The 26974-nt window shown below is 66.1% G+C and carries 26 protein-coding genes; 1 reads left to right on the top strand and 25 read right to left on the bottom strand.

Annotated features, from left to right (window positions below; all coding sequences use genetic code 11):
• Positions 1-13: 13 nt before the first annotated feature.
• The 10 genes from QUV18_RS03290 to QUV18_RS03245 form a co-directional block, all read right to left on the bottom strand.
• Positions 14-1012 (bottom strand): branched-chain amino acid ABC transporter permease, encoded by a 999-nt coding sequence (locus QUV18_RS03290; protein ID WP_300891993.1) that lies wholly within the window; start codon positions 1010-1012, stop codon positions 14-16.
• A gap of 14 nt (positions 1013-1026) precedes the next feature.
• Positions 1027-1905 (bottom strand): branched-chain amino acid ABC transporter permease, encoded by an 879-nt coding sequence (locus QUV18_RS03285; RefSeq protein ID WP_300891992.1) that lies wholly within the window; start codon positions 1903-1905, stop codon positions 1027-1029.
• 108 nt (positions 1906-2013) lie between these two features.
• Positions 2014-3210 carry an ABC transporter substrate-binding protein gene (locus QUV18_RS03280; RefSeq protein WP_300891991.1) on the bottom strand — a complete coding sequence of 399 codons (1197 nt, stop codon included), beginning with the start codon at positions 3208-3210 and terminating at the stop codon, positions 2014-2016.
• A gap of 26 nt (positions 3211-3236) precedes the next feature.
• Positions 3237-3941: an ABC transporter ATP-binding protein gene (locus QUV18_RS03275; RefSeq protein ID WP_300891990.1), complete on the bottom strand. Its 705-nt coding sequence runs from the start codon at positions 3939-3941 to the stop codon at positions 3237-3239.
• Positions 3934-4722: an ABC transporter ATP-binding protein gene (locus tag QUV18_RS03270; RefSeq protein WP_300891989.1), complete on the bottom strand. Its 789-nt coding sequence runs from the start codon at positions 4720-4722 to the stop codon at positions 3934-3936. Before QUV18_RS03270 ends, QUV18_RS03275 begins: the two co-directional genes overlap by 8 nt.
• 270 nt (positions 4723-4992) lie before the next feature.
• Complete coding sequence (locus QUV18_RS03265) at positions 4993-5739, bottom strand: enoyl-CoA hydratase/isomerase family protein (protein ID WP_300891988.1); 747 nt, start codon at positions 5737-5739, stop codon at positions 4993-4995.
• A 26-nt stretch (positions 5740-5765) separates the two neighbouring features.
• Positions 5766-7322, bottom strand: a complete 1557-nt coding sequence (locus QUV18_RS03260; RefSeq protein WP_300891987.1) for a carboxyl transferase domain-containing protein — start codon at positions 7320-7322, stop codon at positions 5766-5768.
• Positions 7312-8940 carry a class I adenylate-forming enzyme family protein gene (locus QUV18_RS03255; protein ID WP_300891986.1) on the bottom strand — a complete coding sequence of 543 codons (1629 nt, stop codon included), beginning with the start codon at positions 8938-8940 and terminating at the stop codon, positions 7312-7314. The genes QUV18_RS03260 and QUV18_RS03255 overlap by 11 nt, the downstream gene beginning before the upstream one ends.
• Before the next feature lie 13 nt (positions 8941-8953).
• A complete protein-coding gene (locus QUV18_RS03250) occupies positions 8954-9832 on the bottom strand; it encodes a TauD/TfdA family dioxygenase (RefSeq protein WP_300891985.1) in 879 nt (292 codons plus the stop codon).
• Between the two features lie 100 nt (positions 9833-9932).
• Complete coding sequence (locus tag QUV18_RS03245) at positions 9933-11132, bottom strand: acyl-CoA dehydrogenase family protein (RefSeq protein ID WP_300891984.1); 1200 nt, start codon at positions 11130-11132, stop codon at positions 9933-9935.
• A gap of 243 nt (positions 11133-11375) precedes the next feature.
• On the opposite strand from QUV18_RS03245, the gene QUV18_RS03240 reads away from it, so the two are divergent.
• Positions 11376-12809 (top strand): PLP-dependent aminotransferase family protein, encoded by a 1434-nt coding sequence (locus tag QUV18_RS03240; protein ID WP_300891983.1) that lies wholly within the window; start codon positions 11376-11378, stop codon positions 12807-12809.
• Positions 12810-12908: 99 nt separating this feature from the next.
• On the opposite strand, the gene QUV18_RS03235 is transcribed toward QUV18_RS03240, so the two are convergent.
• The 15 genes from QUV18_RS03235 to QUV18_RS03165 all read right to left on the bottom strand — a co-directional run bounded on the left by QUV18_RS03235 (position 12909) and on the right by QUV18_RS03165 (position 26863).
• Positions 12909-13802, bottom strand: a complete 894-nt coding sequence (locus QUV18_RS03235) for a TauD/TfdA family dioxygenase (RefSeq protein ID WP_300891982.1) — start codon at positions 13800-13802, stop codon at positions 12909-12911.
• 23 nt (positions 13803-13825) lie between these two features.
• Positions 13826-15376, bottom strand: a complete 1551-nt coding sequence (locus QUV18_RS03230) for an ABC transporter substrate-binding protein (RefSeq protein ID WP_300891981.1) — start codon at positions 15374-15376, stop codon at positions 13826-13828.
• Between the two features lie 28 nt (positions 15377-15404).
• A complete protein-coding gene (locus QUV18_RS03225; protein ID WP_300891980.1) occupies positions 15405-16424 on the bottom strand; it encodes an ABC transporter ATP-binding protein in 1020 nt (339 codons plus the stop codon).
• Entirely contained in the window at positions 16421-17392 is a 972-nt protein-coding gene (locus QUV18_RS03220) for an ABC transporter ATP-binding protein (protein ID WP_300891979.1), read from the bottom strand. Before QUV18_RS03220 ends, QUV18_RS03225 begins: the two co-directional genes overlap by 4 nt.
• A gap of 4 nt (positions 17393-17396) precedes the next feature.
• The gene (locus QUV18_RS03215; protein WP_300891978.1) at positions 17397-18260 is read right to left on the bottom strand and encodes an ABC transporter permease; all 864 of its coding nucleotides are present in this window, start codon (positions 18258-18260) and stop codon (positions 17397-17399) included.
• Between the two features lie 49 nt (positions 18261-18309).
• A complete protein-coding gene (locus QUV18_RS03210) occupies positions 18310-19227 on the bottom strand; it encodes an ABC transporter permease (protein WP_300891977.1) in 918 nt (305 codons plus the stop codon).
• Between the two features lie 602 nt (positions 19228-19829).
• A complete protein-coding gene (locus QUV18_RS03205; protein ID WP_300891976.1) occupies positions 19830-20498 on the bottom strand; it encodes an NnrU family protein in 669 nt (222 codons plus the stop codon).
• 1 nt (position 20499) lies between these two features.
• A complete protein-coding gene (locus QUV18_RS03200; RefSeq protein WP_300891975.1) occupies positions 20500-21687 on the bottom strand; it encodes an NnrS family protein in 1188 nt (395 codons plus the stop codon).
• Complete coding sequence (locus QUV18_RS03195) at positions 21687-21941, bottom strand: DUF6522 family protein (protein ID WP_300891974.1); 255 nt, start codon at positions 21939-21941, stop codon at positions 21687-21689. The genes QUV18_RS03200 and QUV18_RS03195 overlap by 1 nt, the downstream gene beginning before the upstream one ends.
• Positions 21938-22177, bottom strand: coding sequence for an NnrT protein (locus tag QUV18_RS03190; RefSeq protein WP_300891973.1), 240 nt, complete (start codon positions 22175-22177; stop codon positions 21938-21940). Before QUV18_RS03190 ends, QUV18_RS03195 begins: the two co-directional genes overlap by 4 nt.
• Positions 22174-22350 carry a protein NnrT gene (locus QUV18_RS03185; protein ID WP_300891972.1) on the bottom strand — a complete coding sequence of 59 codons (177 nt, stop codon included), beginning with the start codon at positions 22348-22350 and terminating at the stop codon, positions 22174-22176. Before QUV18_RS03185 ends, QUV18_RS03190 begins: the two co-directional genes overlap by 4 nt.
• 1 nt (position 22351) lies before the next feature.
• Positions 22352-24235, bottom strand: coding sequence for a VWA domain-containing protein (locus tag QUV18_RS03180; RefSeq protein ID WP_300891971.1), 1884 nt, complete (start codon positions 24233-24235; stop codon positions 22352-22354).
• Positions 24236-24240: 5 nt separating this feature from the next.
• Positions 24241-25035 carry a CbbQ/NirQ/NorQ/GpvN family protein gene (locus QUV18_RS03175; RefSeq protein ID WP_300891970.1) on the bottom strand — a complete coding sequence of 265 codons (795 nt, stop codon included), beginning with the start codon at positions 25033-25035 and terminating at the stop codon, positions 24241-24243.
• A 3-nt stretch (positions 25036-25038) separates the two neighbouring features.
• Positions 25039-26388 (bottom strand): cbb3-type cytochrome c oxidase subunit I, encoded by a 1350-nt coding sequence (locus QUV18_RS03170; RefSeq protein WP_300891969.1) that lies wholly within the window; start codon positions 26386-26388, stop codon positions 25039-25041.
• A gap of 22 nt (positions 26389-26410) precedes the next feature.
• Positions 26411-26863: a cytochrome c gene (locus tag QUV18_RS03165; RefSeq protein ID WP_300891968.1), complete on the bottom strand. Its 453-nt coding sequence runs from the start codon at positions 26861-26863 to the stop codon at positions 26411-26413.
• Positions 26864-26974: the final 111 nt, after the last annotated feature.

Genomic DNA, 26974 nt, shown 5'->3' with positions numbered 1-26974 from the left:
GCCGGGCTTTCGCCTATTCGCCGGCCTGTTCCGCTCGGGTGGTGTCGGGGTCGCCCTGCCGGGCCGCTCGGCCGCGCCGAAGCTTGTCGTAGAGCACGTTGATCTCGCCGCAGACCCCCCGCCGGAAGCCGATGACGCAGACGATGAAGATGCAGCCCGTGATGATGGTGACCCACTGGCCGAGGAAGGACAGGTAATCCTCGAGGAAGGTCACCACGAGCGAGCCGAACACGGGCCCGATATAGGTTCCCACGCCGCCCAGCAGCGTCATCAGGATGACGTGGCCGCTTGTCATCCAGTGCACGTCCGAGAGCGAGGCGAATTCGAAGACCACGACCTTGAGCGAGCCGGCCAGCGCCGCCAGCATCCCCGACAGGATGAAGGCCTGGAACTTGAGGCGCGGCGGCGAGTATCCCAGCGAGATCGCCCGGTCCTCGCCATCCTTCATTGCCCTGAGCGCCAGGCCGAAGGGCGAATGGATGATCCGCAGGAAGAACAGGAAGGCGAGGATGAATATCCCGAAACACACGAAATACATCACCAGCGGCACCGAAAGGTCGAAGACCCCGAGGAACATGCCGCGCCGGACCTGGGTGAGCCCGTTCTCGCCGCCGGTCAGCGGCATCTTCATCGCGATGAAATGAACCACTTCCGCCAGCGCGAAGGTGATCATGGCGAAATAGATACCGGCCCGCTGGATGGCGAAGGCGCCGACCACGCCGGCCAGCCCGGTGCCGAGCAGCACGCCGAAGAGGATGCCGACGTCCGGCGTGAGGCCCCAAACCTTGATCGCGTGGCCCGTCGCGTAGGCCGCCGTTCCGAAGAAGGCGCCATGGCCGAAGGACAGCAGCCCCGCGAAGCCGAAGAGCAGGTTGAAGGCGACCGCGAACAGGCCGTAGACGTAGATCTTCATCACGAACATCGGGTAGACGACGAACGGCGCGAGAACGCCCAGCAGGAACAGCGCGGCATACAGGTAGAGCGTGGCGCGGGATTTTTCGGGGAGTATCATGTCTCGATATTTCCTTACTTGCCTGCGATGCCCGACCGGGTGACGAGCAGAACGATCATCATCACGATGAAAATGCTGATATGCGAGGCCTCGGGGTAGTAGACCTTGGTCAGCCCCTCGAGCGTTCCCAGCACGAAGCCCCCGATGATCGACCCGATGATCGAGCCCAGACCGCCGATGACGACGACCGCGAAGACCACCACGATGATCGATTCACCCATCAACGGGTTCACCGGGTAGATCGGCGCGGCCAGCACCCCGCTGAGCGCCGCCAAGGCCGAGCCGAAGGCGAAGGTCAGCGTGATCATGCGGGGCACGTTGATGCCGAAGGTGGCCACAAGGTCGGGCCGTTCGATGGCCGCGCGCAGGGTGGCGCCGAGCCGCGTGCGCTCGATCAGCAGCCACGTGCCGAAACACACGACGATGCTCGCGCCCAGCACCCAGAGCCGGTAGGTGGGCATGTACATGAAACCGATATTGGTCACCCCCGTCAGCGCCTCGGGGATCGGGTAGGGTTTTCCGGACACCGAGTAGAACCCGCGGAAGATGCCGACGATCACCAGCACGAGGCCGAATGTCAGCAACAGCCCGTAGATGTGGTGCAGGTCGTAAAGATGCCGGACCAGCACCCGCTCGATGACGATGGCGATCACCCCGACGAGAAGCGGCGCCAGGATCAGCGAGGGCCAGTAGCCGATCCCGAGATAGTGGCCGAGCATCCAGGTGAAGAACGCCCCCATCATGTACATCGCCCCGTGCGCGAAGTTCACGATGTCGAGCATGCCGAAGATGATGCAGAGACCCAGGCTCAGCATGGCGTAGAATGACCCGTTGATCAGGCCGAGCATCACCTGGCTCAGCAGCAGGTTCAACGGCACACCGAAAATCTCCACGTCGCTGTTCCTTTTCTTGAAGGGGCGGGAATTGGCCGGCCCTGGCTGCGCATGGCGGCCCCGCGCAGGGTACGCGGGGCGCGCGCGTGTGTGCGCGTCGTAGCGGGCTCAGTCCTGAAGCAGCTTGCAGGCCTCGGGATCCATCGGCTGGTAGGCGTCGTCGCCCGAGATGGTCGCCTCGACCTCGAAGAAATCGAACTCGCCCTCGGATTCCTCCGGCGTCTTCACCCGGACGAGGTACATGTCGTGCACCAGTTGACCGTCTTCACGCACGTAAGCGTTCTTGGCGAAGAAATCGTCGATTTCCATGGACTTGAGCGTCTTGATCACGGTCTTCGCGTCCTTGGTTCCGGCTTTCTCCACCGCCTTGAGGTAGTGGTAGGTGGCCGAGTAGGCCTGGGCCTGGAAGAAGGTGGGCATCTTGCCGAAGCGTTCCTTGAACTTCTCCGACCACGCGCGGCTTTCATCGTCGCGGCCCCAGTAGAAGGAGGACGGCGCGCGAAGGTTCTTGGTGGCCTCCAGCCCCAGCGCCTCGACATCGGCGAGCGTGAAGATCATCGGCACGATCACCGGCGTTCCCGCGTCGAGCACGCCGAATTCACCGGCCTGCTTGATCGTTGCCACGGTGTCGGCCCCCGAGTTGATGACCGGCACGACCGAGGCGCCGGATGCCTGGGCCTGAAGGATATAGGCGGAGAAGTCGTTCGCGCCGAGCGGGTGCAGGACGCTGCCGACGACGGACCCGCCCGCGGCCTCGATGTTGGTGGTGGCGTCGGCCATCATGTCGTGCCCGAACGTGTAATCGACGGTCAGGAAGAAGAACTTGTCGTTGCCCTTCTCGACCATGGCCTTCGGCACGACGGCGGAGAAGGAATAGGTGTTCCAGCCCCAGTGGACGTGGTTGGGCGTGCAATCCTCCTGTACCAGGCGGCTCGAGCCGGCATCGGAGACCATGGCGACCTTGTCGAACCGCTCGGCCAGGTGAACGGTTTCGATGGCGCCCGAGGACAGGTTGATGCCCACGATGGCGTCGACGTCTTCATCCTCGTACCAGCGGCGCGCGATCGAGGCTTCCAGCTCGGCCTTGTGCTGGTTGTCGCCGATTACCAGCGTGATCGGCTCTCCCAGAACCTCGCCGCCCATGTCCTCGATCGCCATTTCGACGGCCACCTGCGACCCGGGCCCGGCCAGGGCCGATTGCTTGCCGGACATGTCGCCCGCAAGGCCGATCTTGATGTCTGCCTGCGCCGTGCCCGCGAGGCCGATCGCGGCGGACGCCATGAGAAGTGTCTTGAGTTTTTTCATTGTGGTTTCCTCCCTTGGAAGTCCCGTTAGAGGGACAGATATCGCTGGACCACACCCGGATCGTCGAGCACTTGCGCCCGGTCGAATTCGTTCCGGATGATGCCGCTGTCGATGACGTAGTAGCGGTCGCTCATGACCTTGGCGAAGCTGAGGTTCTGTTCGACCAGCAGAATGGTCATCCCCCGCGCCTTCAGCCGGACCACCAGCTGTGCGATCTGCTTGATGATGGCGGGTGCCAGCCCTTCGGACGGCTCGTCGAGAAGCAGGATATCGGCGCCGGCCCGGAGGATTCGCGCGATTGAGAGCATCTGTTGCTCGCCGCCCGACAGCTTGGCCCCGCCGGTCTTCCAGCGTTCGCGCAGGTTCGGGAACATCTGGTCGATCTCGTCCGGCCCGAGCCCGCCCTGGCGCAGCGCGGGGGGCAGGTACATGTTCTCGGCCACGGTCAGGTCGGCGAAGATGCCGCGCTCTTCCGGGCAGTAGGCGAGCCCGAGCTTGGCGATCTTGTGGGGGGGAAGGCGGGTTGTCTCGGTGCCGTTGATCCGGATCGAGCCCTTCCGCCTGGGGCCGATGCCGAACACCGATTTCAGCAGCGTGGTCTTGCCCGCGCCGTTGCGCCCCAAAAGGGAAACGACCTCGCCCTTGCAGGCGTGAAGCGAGACGTTCTGGAGGATGTGCAGCTCTCCATAGAACGCATTCAGGTTGCTGATATCTATGACTTTTTCAGACACGGCCGACGTCTTCCATCAGGTCGCCGCCGATATAGGCCTCGATCACCCGCGGATCGTTGGACACGGCGTCGTAGCTTCCTTCCACGAGCACCTGCCCGCGCTGCATGACGGTGATGCGGTCGGAGAGGTCCTTGACCACGTCGAGATTGTGCTCGACCAGGACGATGGTCCTGTCGCGGCGCGCCTCCTGGATCAGCTCGGTGACCAGCCCGATGCTTTCATGGCCCATGCCGGCGGTCGGTTCATCGAGCAGCATGACCCGCGGCGAGAGCGCCAGGGTTGTAGCAATTTCAAGCGCCCGTTTGCGGCCGTAGGGCAGGCTTCCGGCATGCAGCATCGCGTCGCGTTCCAGGCCGACCTGTTTCAGGAACGCCATGCAGCGATCGTCGAAATCGTCGAGCTTCCGGTTGGACACCCAGAACTGGTAATCGTAGCCCTGCGACCTCTGGTAGCTGACGCGGACGTTCTCGAGGACCGTCAGGTCGGGAAAGACCGCGGAGATCTGGAACGAGCGGATGATTCCCATGTTGGGAATGCTCCAGGGGCTTTCGCGGGTGATGTCCCGGCCCTCGTAGAAGATGGCGCCGGAGGAGGGGGTCAGAAACTTGGTCAAAAGGTTGAAAAACGTGGTTTTTCCGGCGCCGTTCGGCCCGATCACGGCATGCACCGACTTGTCGGCGATCGCGACGGAGACGTCGCGGACCGCGTAGAACCCCTTGAAGCTCTTCGACAGGGCGCGGCATTCCAGCACGGGCTGGGCAGAGGGATCGGACAGGGTCATTCCGCACGCGCGCCGCGCCATGGGGCGGGCCGTGCCGACGGCCGCGCACGGTCTGGCAGCGCCGCGGTTTCGGACGGATCAGGAATGCAACACCGCGGTTGCGACGTTCCGGTCATGTCGTGGCCCTCCCTCTGCGGTCGGCCCGCGCTTGCGCGGGCCGATGCATTGCAGGATATTAGATCATGCTGTGCGCATTATAGCAAGAAAAATGATGCATTTGATGCAAATTGGCCCACGGACCCGGGATTTGCTTCAAGATCGCCGGTGCGCTCATCCGGCTTGCCCCCCGCGACCGCGGTGCGCCGCCCCGAGCGATGCGGCCACGCGGCTCAGGTCCGCGCCGCCGTCGGCTGACCTGAGGGCGTCCCGCAGGTGGGCGATGGCCGGTTTCTCGACCTCGGCGGCGGATGCGGCCACCTCCGCCTGCAGTGCCGCCGCCTGGTCGGCGTCGAGGGCATGCGTCACGAGGCCGATCTCCAGCGCCGCCGCCCGGTCGAGGCGCCGGTTGTTCAGGACGATATCGAAGGCGGTTTCGCGCCCGACCAGCTGTGCAAACCGGCGCGTTCCCATGCTTACCCCCATCAGGCGAAAGCCCGGAAAGGCGAACCTGGCCGTCCCGTCGGCAACCCTGTAGTCGCAGGCCACGGCGATCTCGGCGCCGGCGCCGAAGGCCCCGCCGCCGATCTGCGCCATGGTCACGAAGGGTGCATTCCACAGCAACTGCAGAAGCGTCTCGATACTAACGGCGGTGGCGATGCGGTCGGCGGGCTCCGGCTCTGCCTTCGGGTCGCGGTACAGGCCGGCGCAAAAGTGCTTTCCCTCGCCCCTGAGCACGAGAAGGCGGGTGTCATCGGCATAGGCGCCCGAGACCTCGTGCACCAGGGCCGCGACCATCCCGGCGGACAGCGCGTTGGCCTGTCCGGGGCGGTTCAGTGTCAGCTCTTTCACATACGCTGACGTATGGTCGACGAGGACGGGCGCATCGGCCGGTGGCCCGGTGTCCGGCGTTGCGGTCATGTCGGGCGTTCCTCTCGTGCCATGGTTCAGGGTTCGATCGCGTGTTTGAACCCCACGGTTCCGGAGCGGTCCGGACGGCGGAGGGCGTGCAGGATGACCTGGCGCGTTTCGTCGGGCTCGATGACATCGTCGATGATGCCGAGCTCGGCGGCCTTGAAGGCGCTGGCGGCCCGGGCGAGCTGTTCGAGCAGTTCGGCCTTGCGCGCCGCGGGGTCGGCGGCGGCCTCGATCTCCTTGCCGTGGATGATCAGAACCCCGGCTTCCGGGCCCATCACGTCGAAGAAGGCGCGGGGCCAGGCCACCAGCGTGTCCGGCTTGCAGGCGCGGCCGCACATCGCGATATAGGCCATGCCGACCGCCTTGCGCAGGACGACGGTGACCTTGGGCACGGTGGTGCGGTACAGGGCGTTCACCAACCGCGCGCAGTGTGTCACCATCCGGTGCTTCTCGATGTCCGGGCCGACCATGAAGCCGGGCACGTCGGTGAAGAACACCAGGGGAATGTGAAAGGCGTCGCACAGGTCGATGAGCTTCCGCGCCTTCCGGGCGCCCTTTTCGTCGATCGCGCCGCCAAGATGCATGGGGTTGTTGGCGATCAGGCCGACGGGTTGCCCGTCCATCCGCGCGAAGGCCGTGAGCAGGCCGGGCCCGTAATCCGGCCGGACGACGAACAGGCTGTCTCCGTCGACGATCATCTCGACCAGGGCCCGCATGTCATAGGCACGCCGCTGGTTCTCGGGGACATGCCCGAGAAGGCGCTCGCGCCCTGCCTCGTTGTCGCACGGCGCGGGCCGGGGCGGGGCGACGGGGGGCAATTGGCCGCTGCTGGACGGGAAGAACGACAGGTAGCGGCGCACCAGCAACAGCGCCTCGCGGTCGTCCGCCGCCACGAGATCGGCCTGTCCGGTGGTCTGCATCGCCATGGTGTCGCCGCCGATCTCGTCCGCGGTCACGGTCTGGCCGAGACCGGCCTTGACCAGCGGCGGGCCCGACATGCCCATGTAGCCGGTCCCGGATACCTTGATGGTGAAATCGCCCATCGCGGCCGTGAAGGACGGGCCGCCGAAGGAATGCCCCATGATGACCGCGACCTGGGGCACGTGGCCGCTCATCCGGAAGTGCTGTTCGAGGCCGCCGCCGAGGGCCGAGGAAACGGCCCCGCGGCTTTCCTGGAGGCGCGCCGCGCCCGCCTCGCTCAGCATGATGAAGGGGCGCCGCTCGCGGATGGCCATCTCGCGCAGGCGCGTCAGTTTCTTCTCGGCCACCTGCCCGCGCGTGCCGACCAGCACGGTAGGGTCGTCAGCCGCGACGAAGACTGGCCGCCCGTCGATCAGGCCGCTGCCCGTCACCAGCCCGTCGGCCGGGGTTCTCTCGGCCAGCTCGGGATGGCGGCTGCGGGCGTGCATGCCGATCTCGTGGAAGCTGTCGGGGTCGAGCAGGACCCCGAGCCGTTCGCGTACCGAAAGCTTCGACTGGGCGCGCAGCTTTTCCAGCTTATCCGCGCCGCCCATTTCGAGCACTTTCGAACGCCGGGCCCGAACCTCGGACGGGGTGTCGGCGGGGCGTTCCCGGTCAGACGACATGCAACGGCCCTCCCATTTCCTCGTACCATTCGCGCAGCTCGCCCTTGCGCACCTTGCCGGAGGCGGTCTTCGGCAGGCGGTCGACCATGATGACGTGGTGCGGGATCTTGTAGGAGGCGATGCGGTTCCGGCAGATTTGCTGAAGATCCTCGCGGGTGAAGGCGGCGCCGTCGCGGGACACGACGAAGACGGCGCCCACCTCGCCCCGGTCGGGGTCGGGCACGCCGATCAGCGCAAGGTCCGCGACATCCGCGTGATGCGCCAGGAACATCTCGACCTCCTGCGCCGCGTAGTTGAAGCCGGAGGACTTGATGATTTCCGATCCCCGGCCCAGCCATTGCAGCCGGCCCTGCGCGTCCTTGCAGCCGATGTCGCCGGTGTCGAACCAGCCGTCCGCGTCGAACTGGGCGGCGGTCGCCTCGGGGTCGCCGAAATATCCCAGCATGATATGCGGCGTCCTGACGTGAATCGCGCCGGGCTCTCCGGGGGGCGGGCAGCCGCCGGTCTCGGCCACCAGCCGGATGCGGTCACCGGGGAATTCACGGCCTTCCAGCCCGATCTCGTCCAGCGCGGCGGAATGCGTGACCGGGCCGCTTGTCTCGGTCATGCCGTAGCCCGTCGTGGCCTTGCTTACGCCGAAGCGCGCCAGCAGCTCGGTATGTTCCTTGCGGCGGGGAAATATGGCGGCCATCCGGACGGAGGCGACCCGGTCGGGCGAGAATGCAGCGGAGGCGGCGATTTCCTTCAGGATCTGGGTGATGCCGGCAATTACCGTGCAGGCGCGGGACTCGATCAGGTCGAGCGCCTCCTCCGGGTCGAAGCGGGTCTGCAGCACGAGGCACCCGCCCACCGCGACCGCGACCAGCACGGCGTTCTGGCAGCCGGTGACGGCGAACAGCGGGTAGGCCAGGAAGATGCGGTCGCCCTGGACGTAGTCGATGGCGATGTTGAGCGCGTTGTTCAGGCTGGCATGGCTGAGCATGACCCCTTTCGGCCGCGAGGTGGAGCCCGAGGTATAGAGGATATAGGCCAAGTCATCCGGTGCCGCCGCGACGGGGGGCAGGGCAACGTTCCGGCCGCCGGCGAGGAAGGCGGACCAGTCGAGGAAGGGCGCCGGGCCGGGCGCCTCCGACCTTGCCAGCACCACGTGTTCCAGCGCAGGCAGGCCGTCGCCGGCCGCGAGCACTTCCTGAAGGATGCGCTCGTAGGAGACATCGCCGGAGCCGGCCTGCGTGACGACGACCCTGGCGCCGGAATCGGCCAGAAGCTGGGCCAGGTCGGCCGCCCGCAGGCGGGTGTTGATCGGCGCCAGGACGGCGCCGATCCGGGTCACGGCGAACTGCACCGCGATCCATTCGGGGATGTTCGACATCCAGAGCGCCACCCTGTCGCCGGGCCGGACCCCGAGCGCGACCAGCCCCCTTGCCACCTGGTCGACGGCCGAGTCCATCTGCCGATAGCTGATCTCCTCGGTGTCGATGACGAAGGGGCTGTCCGGCCAGTGCTTCACGGCACGCCGGAAGAGCGCATCGACCGTCAACCGGTAGCGGTGTGCCGACAGGTCCTCCCGGCTTGCGTCGCATGGGTCACCGGTCGGGTGTTGCTGGTCGTCACTCATGTTTGCCGAAGCCTTACTTCTCGACCCGGACCGGGGTGTCGCCGATGATCTGGACCCGGCGCATCCGGCGCAGTTCGTTGTAGTCGTCGAGCGCGTAGTGCTGGGTGGCGCGGTTGTCCCAGATCGCCATCGACCCCGCCTGCCAGCGGAAGCGGACCTGGAACTCGGGTTTCATGACATGTTCGAACAGCAGCGACAGGATGTGCTTGCTTTCGTTGTCGTCGACGCCGACGATCCGCTGCGTGTAGGTCGAGTTGACGAAAAGCACCGGCTTCTTCGTTACCGGGTGCATCCGGACGACGGGGTGTTCCACCGCCGCGTCCACCACGGTTCCCTCGTCCCGCAGGCTGCCTTCGGCGGCGTAGGTCCGGCGGACGGTCGAGTTGTCGTGCAGCGCGGTCAGGTCCATCAGGTAGCGCTTGAGGCCCGAGGACAGGGCATCGAAGGCGGCCGTCATGCTCGAGAACATCGTGTCGCCGCCGGTTCTCGGCGCGACCTCGGCATAGAGCAGCGAGCCCATGGGGGGATTGGCGTAGTCGGTATTGTCGGCGTGCCACATGCCGCCGACCGCCTTTTTCGAGCCGTCATTCTCGAGCAGGGACATGACCTCGTACCCCTCGTAGCGTTTCAGCTTCTTCGAGATGTCCGGGGTGCCGAACCGTTTCGCCAGTTCGAGATGGCCCTCGGGGGTCATGTCCTGGTCGCGGAAGAAGACGACCTCGTGCTCCATCAGGGCATCGTGGATGACCTTGAAGGCCGCGTCATCGACGGGGCGCGACAGGTCGATCCCGTGGATCTCGGCGCCGATGGCCGTCGTGACGGGACGCACCTCGATGCCGGGGGTCGAGGACGCTCGGGTGGTCTTGGGCTGTGGCTTGGTGGTGTTGGTCATGGTTCCTCCCATCGAAAAAATCGGGAACTTCCCGAGTCATGGTTTCCCGGTAACCGCCCCGGCCGCGGCGTGGCCCGGAAGTGACGCCGTGGACCATGGCTTACCGTGTCATTGTCTTGAGATCGGCGATCCCGAGGACGGATCGTCCGGTCGCGGTCAGCTGCCGATCCAGGTTGTCGTGCAGGGTCAGCGTCCTGGCATTGCGCCAGAACCTGTCGGCATTGAAGTCGCGGCTGGTTGCGCGGGCGCCGCAGAGGCGGAACAGCATCGACCCGAGCTCCACGCTGGCCTGCGAGCAGTGGCACTTCGCCTGGTACACCGCGCGGGAGGCCTCTTCGGAGGAGGCCGCCCCGGACTCGACCGCGGAGAGCGCCTCGGCCGCGCGGCGGACAAGCGCCTTGCCCGCCTCGAGCTTCACGCTCATGTCGCCGATCAGGATCGCCACGTGGGGCTCGTCGACGGCCCGCTCGACGCCGATCACCGGCTTGGCGCAGGTCTTCAGGTAATCGATGGTGAAATCCAGCGCGGACTGGCCGATGCCGTTGAAGAGCGCGGCGAAGGTCAGCTGGAACAGCTGGCCGATCGTGCCCGGCTTCAGGAAGTCGCCCGGCGCGCCGATGGTCATGTCATGCGGCACGAAGGCGTCCTTGATCTTGCAGACGCCGCTGGAGGTGGCCCGCTGGCCCATGTTGTCCCAGCTGTCGATGATCTCGACACCGGGTGCCTCTGCCGGGACCACGGGCACCAGCAGGCCGCTCATGTCGTCCGACCCCTGCGCCATGCACAGGGGAATGATGTAGGTGCAGCCCATCGAGCCGGTGGCAAAGAACTTGTCCGCCGTGACCGACCAGCCCCCGTCGACCGGCGTGGCGACGGAATCGTATTTCGGACGCCCGCCCGCATCGGTGAAGCGTTGTGACGGTTCGCTGCCGAGGTAGCAGAAGGTCGCGCCGTCCGTCGCCGCCTCGTGGGCGAACTTCTCCAGCTGATCCTTGTGCCCTATCGCCTTGATCGTCGCCATCGCGGCGTAATGGACGGCGACGATCTGCGCGGTGGAGCTGCAGCCGCTGGCCAGTGTTTCCAAAACCCGGAAATAGCCCCACATGTCGCCGTTGGGGCCCAGGTCGAGCCCGCCCATATACGTCGGGGCCACGGCGTGCAGCAGGCCATGGTCGCGCACGATGTCCATAGAGGCGCGGGGGTAGGTGCCCGCCCGGTCCACCTCGGCCGCCCGTTCGCGCAGCTTCGCCGCGCATTGCTGCGCGACCTCCAGGTACGCGGGACGATACGGTGCAGACATGCGCTCCTCCTCGGCAAGCCGCCTTTCCCCTCCCGGGTCGCGCCGATGGCACGGTCCCGATCCAACCGGCAGCGAGGATTGCAAGGCAATTGGGTCACTGCAATTGGTGCATTTAGTGCAATTTAATCGGATTGCCGGGTCGGCACAAGGGCAAATCGGTCGCCCGACGCACAAGCGATGCGGTTGCTCCAATATGGCGTTGTAGCTTATGACTGTATTTCAGAAGCAGGGATAGCCGAGTACATGGGGCAGCAGGAACACTGGTACGATTCAATCGCGGACCGCTCCGGCCCCCGGTATGTCGCCATCGTGGAGGCACTTTCCGAGGCAATCCAGACCGGCCGCCTTTGCGCTGGGGATCGCGTCCCGCCGCAGCGGGAACTGGCCAAGCTGATCGGGGTGACACCGGGCACGACCGCACGGGCTTATGCGATTGCATCGAAACGCGGCCTGATCTCGGGGGAAACCGGGCGCGGAACGCATGTCAGGAAGGAAGCGACCTATCCGCGGCTTTTCCAGAAAGAGCTTGCCCCGAAGCTCTCCGTCGACGTCAACCGGCCCTCGCTCTATGCCAATCGCCACCTCGAGGAGGGCGTGCTGGCAAATCTCGCGCTTCCCCGCGCGCCGTCGGACCGCCTGCAGCGCCTCCTGAGCGAGAGCATCGCGGCGATTGCCCCCGAAGCGGCCGCGCCGTCGCCGGATTACCGGCAATACCTGACCGATTTCTCTCCGCGCCATTGCGGTATCGGCGCCGAGTGGCTTCGGCAGATGGGTTTCCAGGCCAACGCGGAAGACGTGATGCTGACCGGCGGGGCCCATATCGGGATCTTCCTGATCCTGACGTTCCAGAACCTGCAGACGCTGCCGATCCTCATGTCGGCCGTGACCTATGGCGGCATGCGGCACCTTCAGTCGATCAACGGACGGCAGATGATCGATATCGAGCATGACGACGAAGGCATCGTCCCGGCCGCGCTCGAGGGTGCCTGCCGGCGCGGGATGGGCAAGATGCTGTTCGTGCAGACCGCGGTTCACAACCCGCTGAGCGTGGTCACCCCGCCCCATCGGCGCGAGGAGATCGCGGCCATCGCGAGGCGCTTCGACCTGATCGTGATCGAGGACAACGCGGCGCTTGTCGCGCCGGCCAATGACGGGCCGATCATTGCCGAGCTCATTCCCGAGCGCACCTTCCTGATTTCGAGTACCTCCAAGAGCCTGACGCCATCGGCGCCGCTTGGCATCGTCCGGGCCCCGCCCGGATGGGCGAGCCAGCTTGTCACCTCGATGCGGATGCATCACTTCTATCCGTCCGTGCTCAATTACGCCGTCGTGGAACGGTTGCTGAAGGACGATGTCGTCAAGGATATCTGGGCCGACAATGCCGAGGTGGTGAACCGGCGCGGGCAGATCGCCCGGAGCATATTCGGGCCGGAGCTGTTCCGCCCCGGACCGCTGTCGCATTATGGCTGGCTCAGCCTTCCGGACGGGTGGCACCCGGAATCCTTCACCACGGCGGCGCGCCAGGCGGGGATCGAGGTGGGCGGTTCGCGGGAGTTCACGCTGAAGGGCGCAAATCATGCGCAGGAGGGTATCAGGATTTCCCTGACCGGCCCGCAATCCGACGAGGAGCTCGTCAAGCAGCTTACGGTGCTGAACGGCCTGCTGTCACACGGTTGAGAGGGGCAGGGCCGTTGCGGCCCGGGCGCCTGCCGGCAAAGCTGGCTGGCCGAGGTGCGGCGGCGCGGGCCGGGGGCCGGCCGCGCCGCCGCGAAGGTTTCAGAACGCCTCGGTCGGCGTCAGGGTGGTGCGGTGCATCATCCGGCGATGCTCGGACGAATAGCCGCCGGTGCCGCGGTGCTGGGTGGCCCAGTTGTCCCACATCACCAGGTCGCCCTCGTTCCAGACATGGCGATACTGGAAGTCGGGGCGCTTGCAATGCTCGAACAGCTCGTCGAGCAGGGCGCGGCTTTCCTCTTCCGGCATGTCGACGATATGCGAGGTGAAGCCTTCGTTGACGAAGATGCTCTTGCGCCTGGTCACCGGGTGCACGTGGACGACCGGGTGAACCACGTCGGGGACCTTTGACTTCTGGTCGTCGTTCAGTTCGCTGGTTCCGCCGCGTTCCTTGCGGACCTTCTCGTAGGCCATGCCGTAGCGGTGCACCGCCTGAAGGTTCTCGATGCGCTCCTTCATCTCGTCGGACAGCGCATCGTAGGCGTCGGTCATCGAGGCGAACATCGTGTCGCCAAGCGGCTTGCCGTTTTCCCGGGGCACTTCGACCGCGTAGAGCAGCGAGCCACGGCTGGGCTGCTTCACGTAGGACAGGTCGGTGTGCCAGAACTCGCCGCTGCCGCCGATCCGCTTGCCGTTCTCGACGATGTTGGAGACCCGGAAGATCTCGGGATACCCGGGCAGGAGGTACTGCTCCATCACGTGGACCTCGAGCCCGCCGAAGCGGCGGCTGAACTCGATGTGATCCTCGGGCGAGATGTCCTGATCGCGGAACACGATCACCGAGCACTCGTTGAACAGCTTCTCGATCTCGGCAAAGCAGTCGTCCGACACTTTCTTCGACAGGTCGATGCCCGTGATTTCCGTGCCGAGGGGAATTGGCCCCTGCTTGACCTCGAAGCTGGTATTGACGTCATCCATGGTGTCTTGCTGTGACATTTTCCGTCACCTCCTTGGTTTGCTCATTTCCATGAAACTGTCCGGAGATTGTAGAATGCGTAGCCGCGCTGCGGCTCCCATTCGATCCCGGCATTCTTACCGAAGACATAGAACATCTCGGAGATGAGAACCGAGTGACCGGTCTCACGAAGGATCTTCCCGATTTCGCGGAACAGCTTGTCGCGCTCTTCGGGGTCGGACGCGGCGTTGGTCTTCTCGATCAGGGCCTCGACCTCGTCATTTTCGTAATCCGACCACGTGCCGGCCTTGCTGGCCGTTCCGAAGATGGGGGTGATCGGGTCGTTGATGGCGTTGGAATACTGCATGATCGTCATCGGGCCCGACTTGTGGGTGTTGTTCAGGCGCGCCCAGGCCGAGTAGTCCATGATCTGCAGTTCGGCGTTGATGCCGACGGCCGACCAGAAGGCGACGACGGCCTGTGCGACGTCCTTGGAATAGGAGGTCGGGCACAGAAGCTTGGTGTCGAACCCGTTGGGGTAGCCGGCTTCGGCCAGGAGCTGGCGGGCCTTTTCCGGGTCGTAGCCATAGGGTTCGAGCTCGGGGTCGACGCCGACCGGGTAGTATTTCGAGATGAAGGACGACAGCGGTTCGCCCACGCCATGCATGACGCTTTCGATGATCGCGTTCTCGTCGACCGCGTAGTTGAGCGCGAGCCGGACCTTGGGATCGCTGATCGGGGAGTCGGGATCGTTGGCGTAGAGCCGCACGTGCAGGGGGCTGCCTGTGGGCACGGGCAGCACGTCGATGCCATCGGTGGTTTCCAGCCGTTTCACATCGGCCGCGTCGATCTTGTCGGCCATGTCCACCTCGCCGGTGAGCAGGGCGTTGACGCGGGTGCTGCTGTCGGAGATGAACTTGAAGACCAGCGTCTTGATGCCGGGTTTTTCACCGTAATAGTCGTCGAACCGTTCCAGCGTCAGCGACTGGCCGACATTGAGCTCGACGAACTTGTAGGGCCCTGCGCCGACGGGGTTGCGGGCGAACTCGTCGGGAGAGTCAAGCGATTCCGTGTATTCCTTGGGCACGATGGCGATGAAGGCCGCGGCCTTGTTCATGAAGACGGCATCGGGCTTGGCCATGTTCACGACGACGGTCGACGGGTCGGTGACCTCGACGCTGTCGATCGTGGTGGCGAAGTAGGGGCGGCGCGTGCTCTGGACCTCGGGGTCGAGGATGCGCTCGATCGAGTATTTCACGTCTTCCGCCGTCAGGGCCGCGCCGTTGTGAAAGATCACGTCGTCGCGGATCTTGAACGTGTAGGTGAGGCCATCGTCGGAACGCTCGAAGCTTTCGGCGATCTGCGGGGTCAGGCGGCCGTCCTGGTCGAAGGTGTAGAGGTTGTCGAAGAGCTGCCAGTGGTAGCGATCCGAGTTGCCGGTATTGTCGACCTGCGCATCGAGGATCGCGATGTTGCGGTCGGTGGCGAAGACGATCGTGTCCTTGTCGACGGCCGGTTCGGTGGCATGAACCACACCTGCAAGCGCCACCGACGCCAGCAGGCCCGTGGCCGCCGATTTGAGGGCCCTCAGCCCCTTGTTTTTCAGAATGTTCATTGTTTTCTCCTCCTCCTTTTTGGAACTGTCATCTGCCCATCGCCCCGGTCGCGAGGGTGGCGCAGGTGCCGGCCGGTTTCCCGGCACGGATGTCCTTTGCGAAATGGCAGGCGCTGAACTGGCCGGCGGGGCCGGCCTCGAGCTCGGGCTGCGTGGTTGCGCAAATCTGCTGGCTGAACGGGCAGCGCGTGTGGAACGGGCAGCCGGATGGCGGGCTGAGCGGAGAGGGGATTTCCCCCGAAATCGGAAGCGCGGCGCCCTCGTCTGTGGAGGCGGCGCTTTTCAGGATCATCGTGTAGGGGTGGGAACTTCGGCGCAGGACCTCGTCTTTCGGGCCGATTTCCATGAAGCGGCCGAGATACATGACGCCGATGGCGTCGCTCATGAAGGAGACCACGCTGAGATCGTGCGAGATCAGCAGGTAGGTCAGCTTGAACTCGCTTTGCAGGTCCTTCAGCAGGTTCAGGATCTGGGCCTGGATCGAGACGTCGAGCGCCGAGACCGGCTCGTCGAGGACGAGGAAGCGCGGTTTCGGGGCGATGGCGCGGGCGATGGCCACCCTTTGGCGCTGGCCGCCGCTGAGCTCGTTCGGGTAGCGGCGGGCGGCGTCCTGCGGCAGGCCGACCATGTCGAGCAATTCGCTGACGCGCTGTGCCAGGGCGCGTTCTCCGCTGAGCAGTTTCTGGGTTCTGAGCGGCTCGTCGATGATATGGCCCACGCACATCCGCGGGCTGAGCGAGGTGTAGGGATCCTGCAGCACCGGCTGCATCATGCGGCGCAGGACCGGGTCGACGCGGCCCTTTTCGTTCATCAGCGGCTTGCCATCGATCTTGACCGAGCCGCTGGTCGCGGGCTCGGCGCCGAGGATCATGCGGGCGGTCGTGGTCTTGCCCGAGCCGGATTCGCCGACGAGGCCGAAGGTCTTGCCCTCGCCGATGTCGAAGGAAATGTCGGACACCGCGGTCAGGGTCGCCTTCTTGCCGAGGAAGCCCGTGACGACCGGGTATTCCTTGGTGAGTTCGCGGACGGATACGAAGGCGTGTGTCATGCGATCCTCTGTTTCATCTGCCAGCAGGCGACGCGGCGGTCCTGTCCGAGGCGGTACCATTCAGGATATTCCGAGGCGCATTGCCCGAGGCTGACCGGGCAGCGGGGCTCGAACCGGCAGCCACCGGGCAGGTTGTGCATGGTGGGCGGGTTGCCGGGGATCAGCGCCAGGCGTTCGGCGTCCTGGTCGAGGGTCGGCACGGCGTCGAGCAAACCCTGGGTGTAGGGATGTTCGGGGGCGTTGAAGACCTTGCTCACGGGGCCGGCCTCGACGATGCGGCCGGCGTACATGATCGCGACATCGTCGCAGAAGCGCGAGACGAGATGCAGGTCGTGGGTGACGAGGATCATGCCCATGCCGGTGTCGCCCTGGATCTGCCTGAGCAGTTCGAGGATCTGGAGCTGGACCGTCACGTCGAGCGCCGTCGTCGGTTCGTCGGCGATCAGCAGGCGGGGGGACGAGGCCAGGTTGATGGCAATGGCCACGCGCTGGCGCATGCCGCCGCTGAACTGGTGGGGATAGGCCCCGAGCCGCTTGTCGGGGGCCGGGATGCGGACCTTGCGCAGCACGTCGATGACGCGGTCGCGGATTTCCGCCTTGCTCAGTTTCTCCCGCCGGAACGCCTCGGCGACCTGGTCGCCGATGGTGAAGAGCGGGTTGAGCGCCGTCATCGGATCCTGAAGGATCATGCCGATCTGGGAACCGCGGATGCGCTCCATCTCGCGCGGGGTCTTGGCCAGGAGGTTCTCGCCCTTGAACTCGATCCGCCCGGCGCCGATCTTGCCGCTTTCCGGCAAGAGGCCCATGACCGACAGGCAGGTCATGCTCTTGCCAGAGCCGGATTCGCCCACCAGCGCGAGCGTACGGCCGGAGTCGACGGAAAAGGATACGTCGTCGACCGCCGAGATCACGCCCTTGGGCGAGGCGATCCAGGTGACGAGGTTTTCGACGTTGAGAAGCGGGCTCATGGCATCACCATTTCGTGGAAAGTGTCGGTGAAAGGCGGTCGCGCGCCGCGTCGCCGAGGATGTTGCCCGATAGGACCGTCAGGATCAGCACGACGCCCGGGAAGATCGAGATCCACCACGCCTGTTCGAGGAAGGCGCGGCCATCGGCGATCATCGTGCCCCAGGAGGGGTAGGGCGGCTGAACGCCCAGCCCGAGGAAGCTGAGGGTTGCCTCGAGGATGATGATGATCCCGATATCGAGCGTGGCGAGCACGATGAAGGTGCTCATGACGTTGGGCAGGATGTGGCGGAGCACGATGCGCGTGGTCGAGGCGTCGCTGAGCTTGGCCAGCTCGACGAAGCCGCGTTCGCGCAGGGAGAGGGTTTCGCTTCTCAGCACGCGGGCGAAGCGGGCCCAGTTGGCGAGGCTGAGGACGATCACCAGGTTGAACAGGCTCGAGCCCACCGCGCCCACGAGGACGAGGGCGAGGATGACCGCCGGCAGGGCGAACTGCACGTCGGCGAGGCGCATGGCCACCGCGTCGAACACCCCGCCGACATAGCCCGCGATGACCCCGACCAGCCCGCCGATCACGCCGGCGAGGAAGACCGCCGTGAAGGCGACCAGGAGCGAGACCTGCCCGCCCTTCATGATGCGCGACAGGATATCGCGGCCCAGCTGATCGGTGCCCAGCCAGTGCTCGGCCGAGGGCGGCTGGAGGGTGGCGCCCAAGGAGATGGCGATGGGGTCGTAGGGCGCGAGAACATCGCTGAGCGCGCAGGCGACGATCACCACGAGGACGACGCACAGCGCGAAGCCGACCTGCAGCTTCTTCAGCCAGAACGTGGAGCGCTGGCCCGCCTTCACGGCGACACTCGTGTCGGTCACCCCGGTTGCAACCGGAACGTCGACGTGCCGTGGCCGTTCCCCGGTTTCGTCAACCAAGGCGGATTCTCGGGTCGATGATTGCATAGAGGATATCCACTGCGAGGTTGAGGCCGACGAAGATCAGCGCCGAGACGGTCACGGCGGCCTGGACGACGGCGTAGTCGAGGTTGGAAATCGAATCGAGGATGAGCTTGCCCACGCCGGGCCAGGCGAAGATCGCCTCGATCGCGACGGCGCCACCCATGAGGATGCCGAACTGGAGCGCCATGAAGGTGAGGACCGGCAGGGAGGCATTCTTCAGGGCGTGCTTGTAGATGACGACATGCGCCGGAAGGCCCTTGATGCGTGCCATCTTGACGTATTCCGAGCCCAACACCTCGAGCATGCTGGAACGGGTCAGGCGCAGGATGCCGGCGGCGGAGTACCACCCGAGCGCAAGCGCCGGCAGGATGAGGTTGCTGAAGCTGCCATACCCGCTGGTGGGAAGCCATCGCAGCTCGACCGAGAACAGCCGGACGAGCAGCAGCGCCAGCAGGAAGGGCGGGGCCGCCTGGCCGAAGATCGCGACGCCCTTGGCGAGAATGTCGACGACGGTGTCGCGCCGGACGGCCGAGGCCACGCCGAGCGGAATGCCGACAAGCGTGCCGACGCCGAGGGACAGGCTGGTGAGCAGGAGGGTCGCGCCGAGGCGCTCCATCACCACATCCAGCGCGGGCCGGCGGAAGCGGTAGGAGGTGCCCATGTCGCCCTGCACGAGGTCGCCGACGAAGCGCAGGTACTGGATCGGTATCGGGTCGGACAGGCCCATTTCATCCCGCAGGAGCGCGCGGTCGGCCTCTGTCGCCTCGGGCGGCAGCATGAGGTGCGTCGGGTCGCCGACGAGGCGTATGATGACGAAGATGATCGCCGTGACGAGGAAGACGGTCACCAGCGCCTGCTGCGTCCGGAAGAAGATGAACCGGGTCATGACGGACGGCTCGCGAGCCTTGCGGTGCATGCGGTTCCGGGGCAGGGCGTTGCGGGGCGCGCCACGTCACGGGGCAAGAAAGCCGTTCGCAAGTGCACTCCGCCTGCCCAGCTGCAAGCCAATTCGGTCAAACCAGATCCTCCCTTGTGAAGAGGGCGCCCTTCAATCGGCGCATCCGATTTACTCGGGGGTCGCCGGGCGTCTCTTCTTACATTCGCCCCGAAAGTGCGTAGCACTCAGCGCAAAATGTAACGATATTTGTTGCATCAATTAATTCATATTGTCAAGTCAGACATCAGGACAAACTCCGGCGATGCCAGAGCGGGGATTGGCCAACCGGGCCGGAACGGGTGAAAACGTTACCGTTTTCTGCGGGTGATACGGTCCAACCGGTCGGAATCCTTGCATTAATTCACGTGGAACTCGATTGCGCCCGGAGGGTTCTGACACTCGTGACATTGCCTGATTTAGGACGGTCGCGGTAGGCTCAACGTAAAATTGATACCCTTTTTATTAGACCAATAAGCGATATTGCATCAACGGGATTGGTCGACAGCGGGGCCCGGGGCACTCAAGGAGCGCACATTTCCGACTCGGCAGGGTTACAGGGCAGGCACCCCGATCACGTGGGGGTGGGCCAGCAGCAGGGCCGCGAACGCCGCCAGGCCGAAGAGCAGCCGGACGAGCAGGGCGATCGGGGAGCGCGGTGCGTGGCATAGCGGCGCGGCCTTGCGGGCGGTCTCGAGCGCCTCCCAGCGGGGCGTGCCGAGGCGGTGCCGCTTGCGCCGGTCGATCAGTGCCCGGCCGGCCAGCGCGAAACCGCCCAGCACGCCGAACAGGATGACATGGGCGAGGTCGCCGTTGGGCAACAGGTGGACACCCGCCCAGAGCGCCAGCGCCAGCAGGATCGGGTGCCGCGTCCAGCGCACGATGCCCGGGCGGGCGGGGTCGAAGCTGTCGTTCCGCGCCCCGCCGAAGGAGAACGGGTTCGGCCGCGCGACGGCGAGCGCGAGGATCAGGCAAACCGCCAGCATGCCGAGGTGGGCGGCATGGCGGTGCCATTCCATCTGTGGCCAGAGCTGGACGTAGGGGGCCTGGCCGGCGGACCGGACCAGGAGGGCGAGCATGGCGACCGAGAGGAGCGAGTAGGCCAGCCCGAAGCCGCGCGTGCCGATCACGGCCACGAGGCGGGATTTCACGGCCGGGCGCACCGGGATCGAGTGCGTGAGGAAGAAGGCCGCGAAGACGGTGGCGAACCCGGTCCATCCCATGTCATTTCCCCGGTTTCGGGCGCAGGAGCGACGGGCCGTAGCCCAGTACGAACCCGGCGAAGGCCGCAAGCCAGAGCGCCCCGGACAGATGCATCAGCCCGAGGTGGACCGACGCCCCGAACCGCGTCAGGACCGAGGCGAAGAGGCAGAGGTAGATCGCTAGCGTCGCCCGGTTCGCGGTGAGGGCCTGGCCGGTATGTCCGAGGCTGGCGCGGGTCATCACCGCAAGGGTCATCCCGCCAATGGCCCCGGCCATCCACAGGTGCTGGGCCCCGGCGGTGCCCGGCTGGCCCATGACCTGATCGAGCCCGAGAGCCAGCGCGCCCAGCGGAAGGAAGAGGTAGGCGGCGTGGAGCACCCACAGCAACGGCTCCTGCAGCGTATGGTGTGGCTGCCAGCGGGCCTGCCGCGCAAGGTGCAACCCGCCGAACGCGAGGAGCGCCGCACCGGTCCCGGTTTCGAAGGGCCGCGCGACCCAGAGTGCCAGGATGGCGATACTGGCCAGCAGGACCAGCTTGTCGAAGCGCTGCATCAGCGGGGCGGGGCGCGCGGGGTTGCCCTGTTTCGCCAGCCAGTTCCGGGTGAAGGAGGGGATGATGCGCCCGCCGATGACGGCGATCATCATGATGGCGGTGGCAAGGCCGAGGCGCAGCCCGATCCCCTGGGGGGCGTAGGTGCCGGAGAGCGCCTCGGCGTGGAAAAGCCCGTTGGCGAGCGTGAAGGCGGCCAGCAGGGCCAGCACGACCAAGTTGCGCCAATTGCGGCCGGCCAGGATCTCGCGCAGGATCAGGCCCCCCAGCACCAGCGGAAAGGCGAGGTCGATGACCGGGGCCGCCGCCGGAGGCAGGAGGCCGGAGACCAGCACCGCCACGCGACCGGCGAGCCATAGGGCGAAGAGCGCCGCCAGCCGCCAGCCCACCATCGGCAGGCGGCCGGTCCAGTTGGGTACGGCCGTCAGCAGGAACCCGGCCAGCACGGCGCCGAGATACCCGAAGAGGAATTCATGCGCGTGCCAGGTGACGGCGCCGAACCGCGTGGGCAGGGTGATCGCCCCGGACAGGGCGGGCAGCCACAGGAGCATTGCCACGACGGCCCAGAGCGCGCCGAACAGGAAAAAGGGCCGGAACCCGAAGCTGAAAAGCGCCGGCCCCTGCCACGCCCGCACCTGGTCTGCCGATGTTCTTGCCATCATCGTACCCCTGTCCTGGTGCGCATGGTCTTGAGGACGGTCCCGTCCTCGGAACAGGTCAGCCGGACGCGCGTGTCATCGTGAAAGAAGGTGAGCCGCATCTTCCCGGCGTCCTCGTCCTCGCCGTGCTCCAGCCGGCTGGTGATGCGGCCGTCGCGCATCCGCTCCTTCACTTGGTCCGGGGTCAGGCCCAGCAGTTCAGCCAGGTCGGCCGCGTCGATTGCCGGGTTGCCGGATTGCATGTCGATCTTCATGACGCCTCCTTTTCGTCGGCCATGTCCATCAGGTGACGGATGTGCCGGGCGAAATACCACGTGGCGGGGGCCCCGATAGCACAGCCCAGCCCCAGCGACCATGCGGTCGAGGCGACCGGCCCGCCGACCCAGCTGAAGATCAGCGAGGCGAAGAAGACGTTCACCGCCGCGGCGCCGGCCCCGAACGGGTAGAGCGCCAGCGCGATGCGCCGGGTGGGCCACCCCTGCCGGGTCATCGCCGCGAGACCAGTTGCTGCACCGCGATCATGGCGGCGATCAGCGCGATGCAGGCCATGGCGTACCAGAATTCGGCGGTGGCCGACTGGGCCTGGGGGATGGGGCGGTCGAAGCTCTTGGCAACGGCGGGCGAGGCGAAGAGCGTGGCGAGGGGAAGGATCAGGCTGCGCATGTCAGGTCTCCTGTGTCTGGGTGCGGTAGATGTCGGGCAGGGCCCGGGTCAGGCGTTCGGGATCGGGCATAAGGGTGAAGCCGCCGCGGCCGAAGATGCGGGCGAACCAGTCCTGCCCGTCCTCGTCGATGACGATGCCGTGCAGGCTTTGCCCGGCGTTGCGGGCCTCGCGCACGGCCATGTGGCTGTCCTCGATGCCGTGCTGGCCCTCGTAATGGTCGAGGTCGTTTGGCTTGCCGTCGGTCAGCACGATCAGCAGCTTGCGGGCGCTCTGCTGGTCGGCGAGCTGGGCGCTGACATGGCGGATCGCGGCACCGAGGCGGGTGTAGTGGCCGGGGGTCAGGGCGCCGATATTGGCTGTGATCTCGGGCGACATGGGCGCGTCGAACCCCTTGCAGCGGGCCAGGAACACGCGGTCGCGGCGCAGCGAGGAAAAGCCCCAGATGCCCAGCCGGTCGCCCGCCGCGTCGATGCCGCCGGCCAACGCCGCCATCGCCTCGCGCGCGACCTCGATCACCGAGGTGTCGCCGATCGCGGCCTCGGTGGAGCGGGAGGTGTCGATCAGGAAGGCCACGGAGAGGTCGCGCTCGGTCTGGCGGGCGGATTGCCAGATGCGGTCGGAGCCGCGCCCGGTGGCGGCCAGGTCGGCGCGGGCGGTCAGCAGGGCGTCGAGGTCGAGCTCGGAGCCGTCCACCTGGCGCGGTTGCAGGATCCGCCGCGGGCGCAGCGCCTCGAACTGGCGGCGGACCTCGCGCATGCGGCGGGTGTCGGGCCGGAAGGGCGTGCCGGACGGGCGAGCGGGCGCGTCGAGCACGCGGCAGTGACCGGGCATGTAGCTGCGGCTGCGGTGGTTCCATTCGGGATAGGTGTAGGCGCCCGCCAGCGCCTCGTGTTCGGCATCGGCGGGCGAGAGATCGAGATGGAGGCGCAGGCGGGTCGCTGTCTTGCGGTCCTGTTTCGACAGGGTGACCTGGTCCTGGTCGTCGGCCGCCTTCCGGGCGTTGTCCTCGTCGTCATCGTCGACGCTTCGGTTGATGTTCATCGACTCGACCCAGGACAGGATCGATTCGAAGCGGTGGATGATGAAGCTGTCCTTGCGGTTCTGCTGATCCTGGTCCTTGCGCTGGCCGGGTTTGCGGCTGGTATGGGCGGCGGTGGGCGGGGGCGCGGCCGGATCGGCCTGTTCGTCGGCCGCCGCGGCGCCGGCGCCCGGGGTGGCGAAGCGCAGCCAGATCGGGACGGGGGCGGCGGGCATGTAACGGCGCGCGGCGGGCGCGGGCGCGAGCGCCGGCGCGGTGCCGCCGAGCTGGTCGAGGATGGCGTTTTCCATGGCCGCCTCCGGCGCGGGGCGCAGGAGCGCCGGGCGCGCCTCGCAGCAGAGCCGGGCCATCTGTTCGTAGGGTTGCCGCAGGCCGGGACAGGCGGCATAGGCCGTGTCGGCCGCCGCGATGTTGGCGCGGATCTGGGCGCAGTCGAGGGCGGGGCCATCCACCGCGAAATCGAAGGCCGCGATGTCCGAGCCGGCCGCCAGCGCCGTCAGCCAGAAATAGGCGGCGCGGTTCAGCCCGCGTTCGGGGAAGGCGGCGATGAAGGGGGGCAGGGCCAGGCGTTCGCCGTCGAACCGGGCGACCCATTCGTGATCGCGCTCGGCGCCCAGCTTGTGCCGCAAGGGCCGCCGGTGACGCACCAGCGTGGCCGCGGCCTCGGACAGCTCCACCCCCGGCGCGCCGCCCAGCGAGCGGAACAGCACCGCGAGGCTGGGGCGGACCGAGGCGAGCGCGACGCTCGCCTGCGGGTATGTGACCTCGGCGCCGATCCGGCTGGCCATGTCGTGCCAGAGGTTGCCGACGGTCTCTTCCGGTTCCATGAGATCGAGAAGGTGCATGGGGCTTACCCGTAGATCGTCTCGACCAGGTCGCGCAGCGCCTGCTGCACGTCCGGTTCGTCGCTGAGCGGTTCGATGATGGCGGCCTCCAGCGCCGGGATGACCCCCATGCCGCCCGCGATCAGGGTCGCGGCGTAGATCAGCAGGCGGGTCGAGACGCCTTCCTCGAGGTCCATGCCGGACAGCCGCCGGATATGCCCGGCCAGCCGCACCAGCGGCGCGACGCGCCCCGGTTCCAGCCGGCTTTCGGCGGCGACCACGGCGATCTCGGTTTCCGGATCGGGGAAGTCGAAGGAGATCGAGAGGAACCGTTGCCGGGTGGAGGGTTTCAGCCGCTTGAGCACGTTCTGGTAGCCGGGGTTGTAGGAGGCCACGAGCATGAACCCCGTCGGCGCCACCAGTTCCTCGCCCGTCCGGTCGATCATCAGGGTGCGGCGGGTGTCGGTCAGCGGGTGCAACACCACGGTGACATCCTTGCGGGCCTCTACCACCTCGTCGAGGTAACAAATGCCGCCTTCACGCACGGCGCGGGTGAGCGGGCCGTCGACCCAGACCGTTTCGCCGCCCTTGAGCAGGTAGCGCCCGATCAGGTCGGCTGCCGAGAGGTCGTCATGGCAGGCCACGGTATGGAGCGGCTTGGCCAGCCGGGCCGCCATATGCTCGACGAAGCGGGTCTTGCCGCAACCGGTCGGCCCCTTCAGAAGAAGGGGCAAACCGTTGTCATGGGCCGTCTCGAACAGGTCGCATTCGCGGCCCGTGGGCTGATAGAACGGCAGGGTGAGTTTGGTTTCCATATTCATCGCTCATTCTCCGGGAACAGGGTTGGCGGGGCCCGGCGCGATCACCTCGCGCCGCCGTACGACCAGCATCGAGTAGATGAACAGGAGCGCGCCAAGCACGACCGCCGCCCCCGCGCCGAAGCGCATCAGGTAGAAGACCGACAGGCTGTCCTGCACGTCCATGTAATAGTCACCCACCACGCGCTGCATATGAGTCTGGATGGTGCCGGCGAAGGTGAGCACGAAGGTCATGAAGGCCATCCCCCCCGTCATCAGCCAGAATGACCCCATGTTCAGCACCTGGTTGTACGGTTCGCGGTTCCGCAGGATCGGCATCGCGTAGGTGAAGATCGCGAGGTTGAGCGCCACGTAGGCCCCGTAGAAGGCAAGGTGCCCATGCGCCGCCGTGATCTGGGTGCCGTGGGAATAGAAGTTCACCCCGTGCAGCGTGTGCAGGAAGCCCCAGACACCGGCCCCGAAGAAGGCCACGGTCGAAGACCCCAGCGACCACAGGAGCGCCGCCTTGTTGGGGTGGTTCTTGCGCCCCTTCCAGACCATGACGAAGGCGAACGACATCATCAGGAAGAACGGGATCACCTCGAAGGTCGAGAAGATCGAGCCGATCCACTGCCAGTAGCCCGGCAGGCCGATCCAGTAGAAGTGGTGCCCGGTGCCGAGGATGCCCGAGAAGAGCGCGGTGGCGACGATGACATAGAGCCATTTCTCGACAACCTCGCGGTCGACACCGGTCAGTTTCAGCAGCAGGAAGGCGAGGATCGCGGCCATCACCAGTTCCCACGTCGCCTCGACCCACAGGTGCACGACGAACCACCAGTACATCTTGTCGAGGCTCAGGTTCTCGGGGTTGATGAAGGCGAAGACCCACAGGAGCGACAGAAGCCACAGCCCCATCAGCAGCACGTTTGTGATCGCCGTCTTGCGCCCCGCCAGCACGGTCAGCGAGATGTTCACGAGGAAGATCACCGCCGCCACGAGGATGCCGAACTTGACCCAGAGCGGCTGTTCGAGGAACTCGCGCCCGCCGTGGATGCCGACAAGGTAGCTGCCCACCGCGCCAAGCGTGCCGATGACGAGAATCGCCAGCTGGATATAGGCCAGCTTGACCGAGAAGATCTCGCGCTCGGATTCTTCCGGAACGAGGAAATAGGCCGCCCCGAAGAAGCCCAGCAACAGCCAGACGATGAGCGCGTTGGTGTGGATCATCCGGATGATGTTGAACGGCAGAAGTTCCGACAGGAAGTTGGGCGAGACATAGACCCACCCGGCCAGCAGCCCGCCAAGAACCTGGATGCCGAACAGGGCGATCGCACAGACGAAATACGCCAGCGCCACCTTTTGCGATTGATATTTCATGGTTTTTCTCCTTGTCCCGGGTTCAGCCGGCGTCATTGGGCGGCCAGCCCTGGGTGTCGGTCTGGTCGGCCCAGCGCAGGAACTCGGCCAGCCCGCGCATCTCTTCCTCGGTCAGTTCGAAATGCGGCATCTGGCGCCGCCCCTCGATCCCGCTGGGCTGGGCGTTCATCCAGCCGTCGAGGATTTCGTAGGCGCCTTCCGGGTCGTCGGCGACGCCCCAGCGGGTCATCACGTTGCCCACTTCCGGGGCGAAATAGGCGCCCTCGCCATGCAGGCTGTGACAGTTGATGCAGGAATGCCTTTCCCAGACATGCTTGCCCAGCGCGACCTCCTCGGTCAGCGGCATGCCGGCGGTTGATGCGTTCACCACGTATCTGTGGCTGTGGATGGTCAGGACGACGAACACGGCCACGAAGAACAGCGATCCTCCGTAGAACACGTTCCGCGCCCGCGACTTTGTCAGGATTTCAGCCATGTCTCGGCCTCCCTTGGGTTCACGATGCCCGAAGGGTTAACCGGATCGGTGAGGGGGAAGTTTGCGCCAGCGCAACGTTCGCAACAGGTCGCCCGCCTATCGTCGACGGCG

This window comes from Roseovarius sp. (assembly GCF_030373445.1).
Taxonomy (GTDB): Bacteria; Pseudomonadota; Alphaproteobacteria; order Rhodobacterales; family Rhodobacteraceae; genus Roseovarius.
Note: the sequence above shows the minus strand (reverse complement) of the source record. Positions and strands in the feature narration are given on the sequence as shown.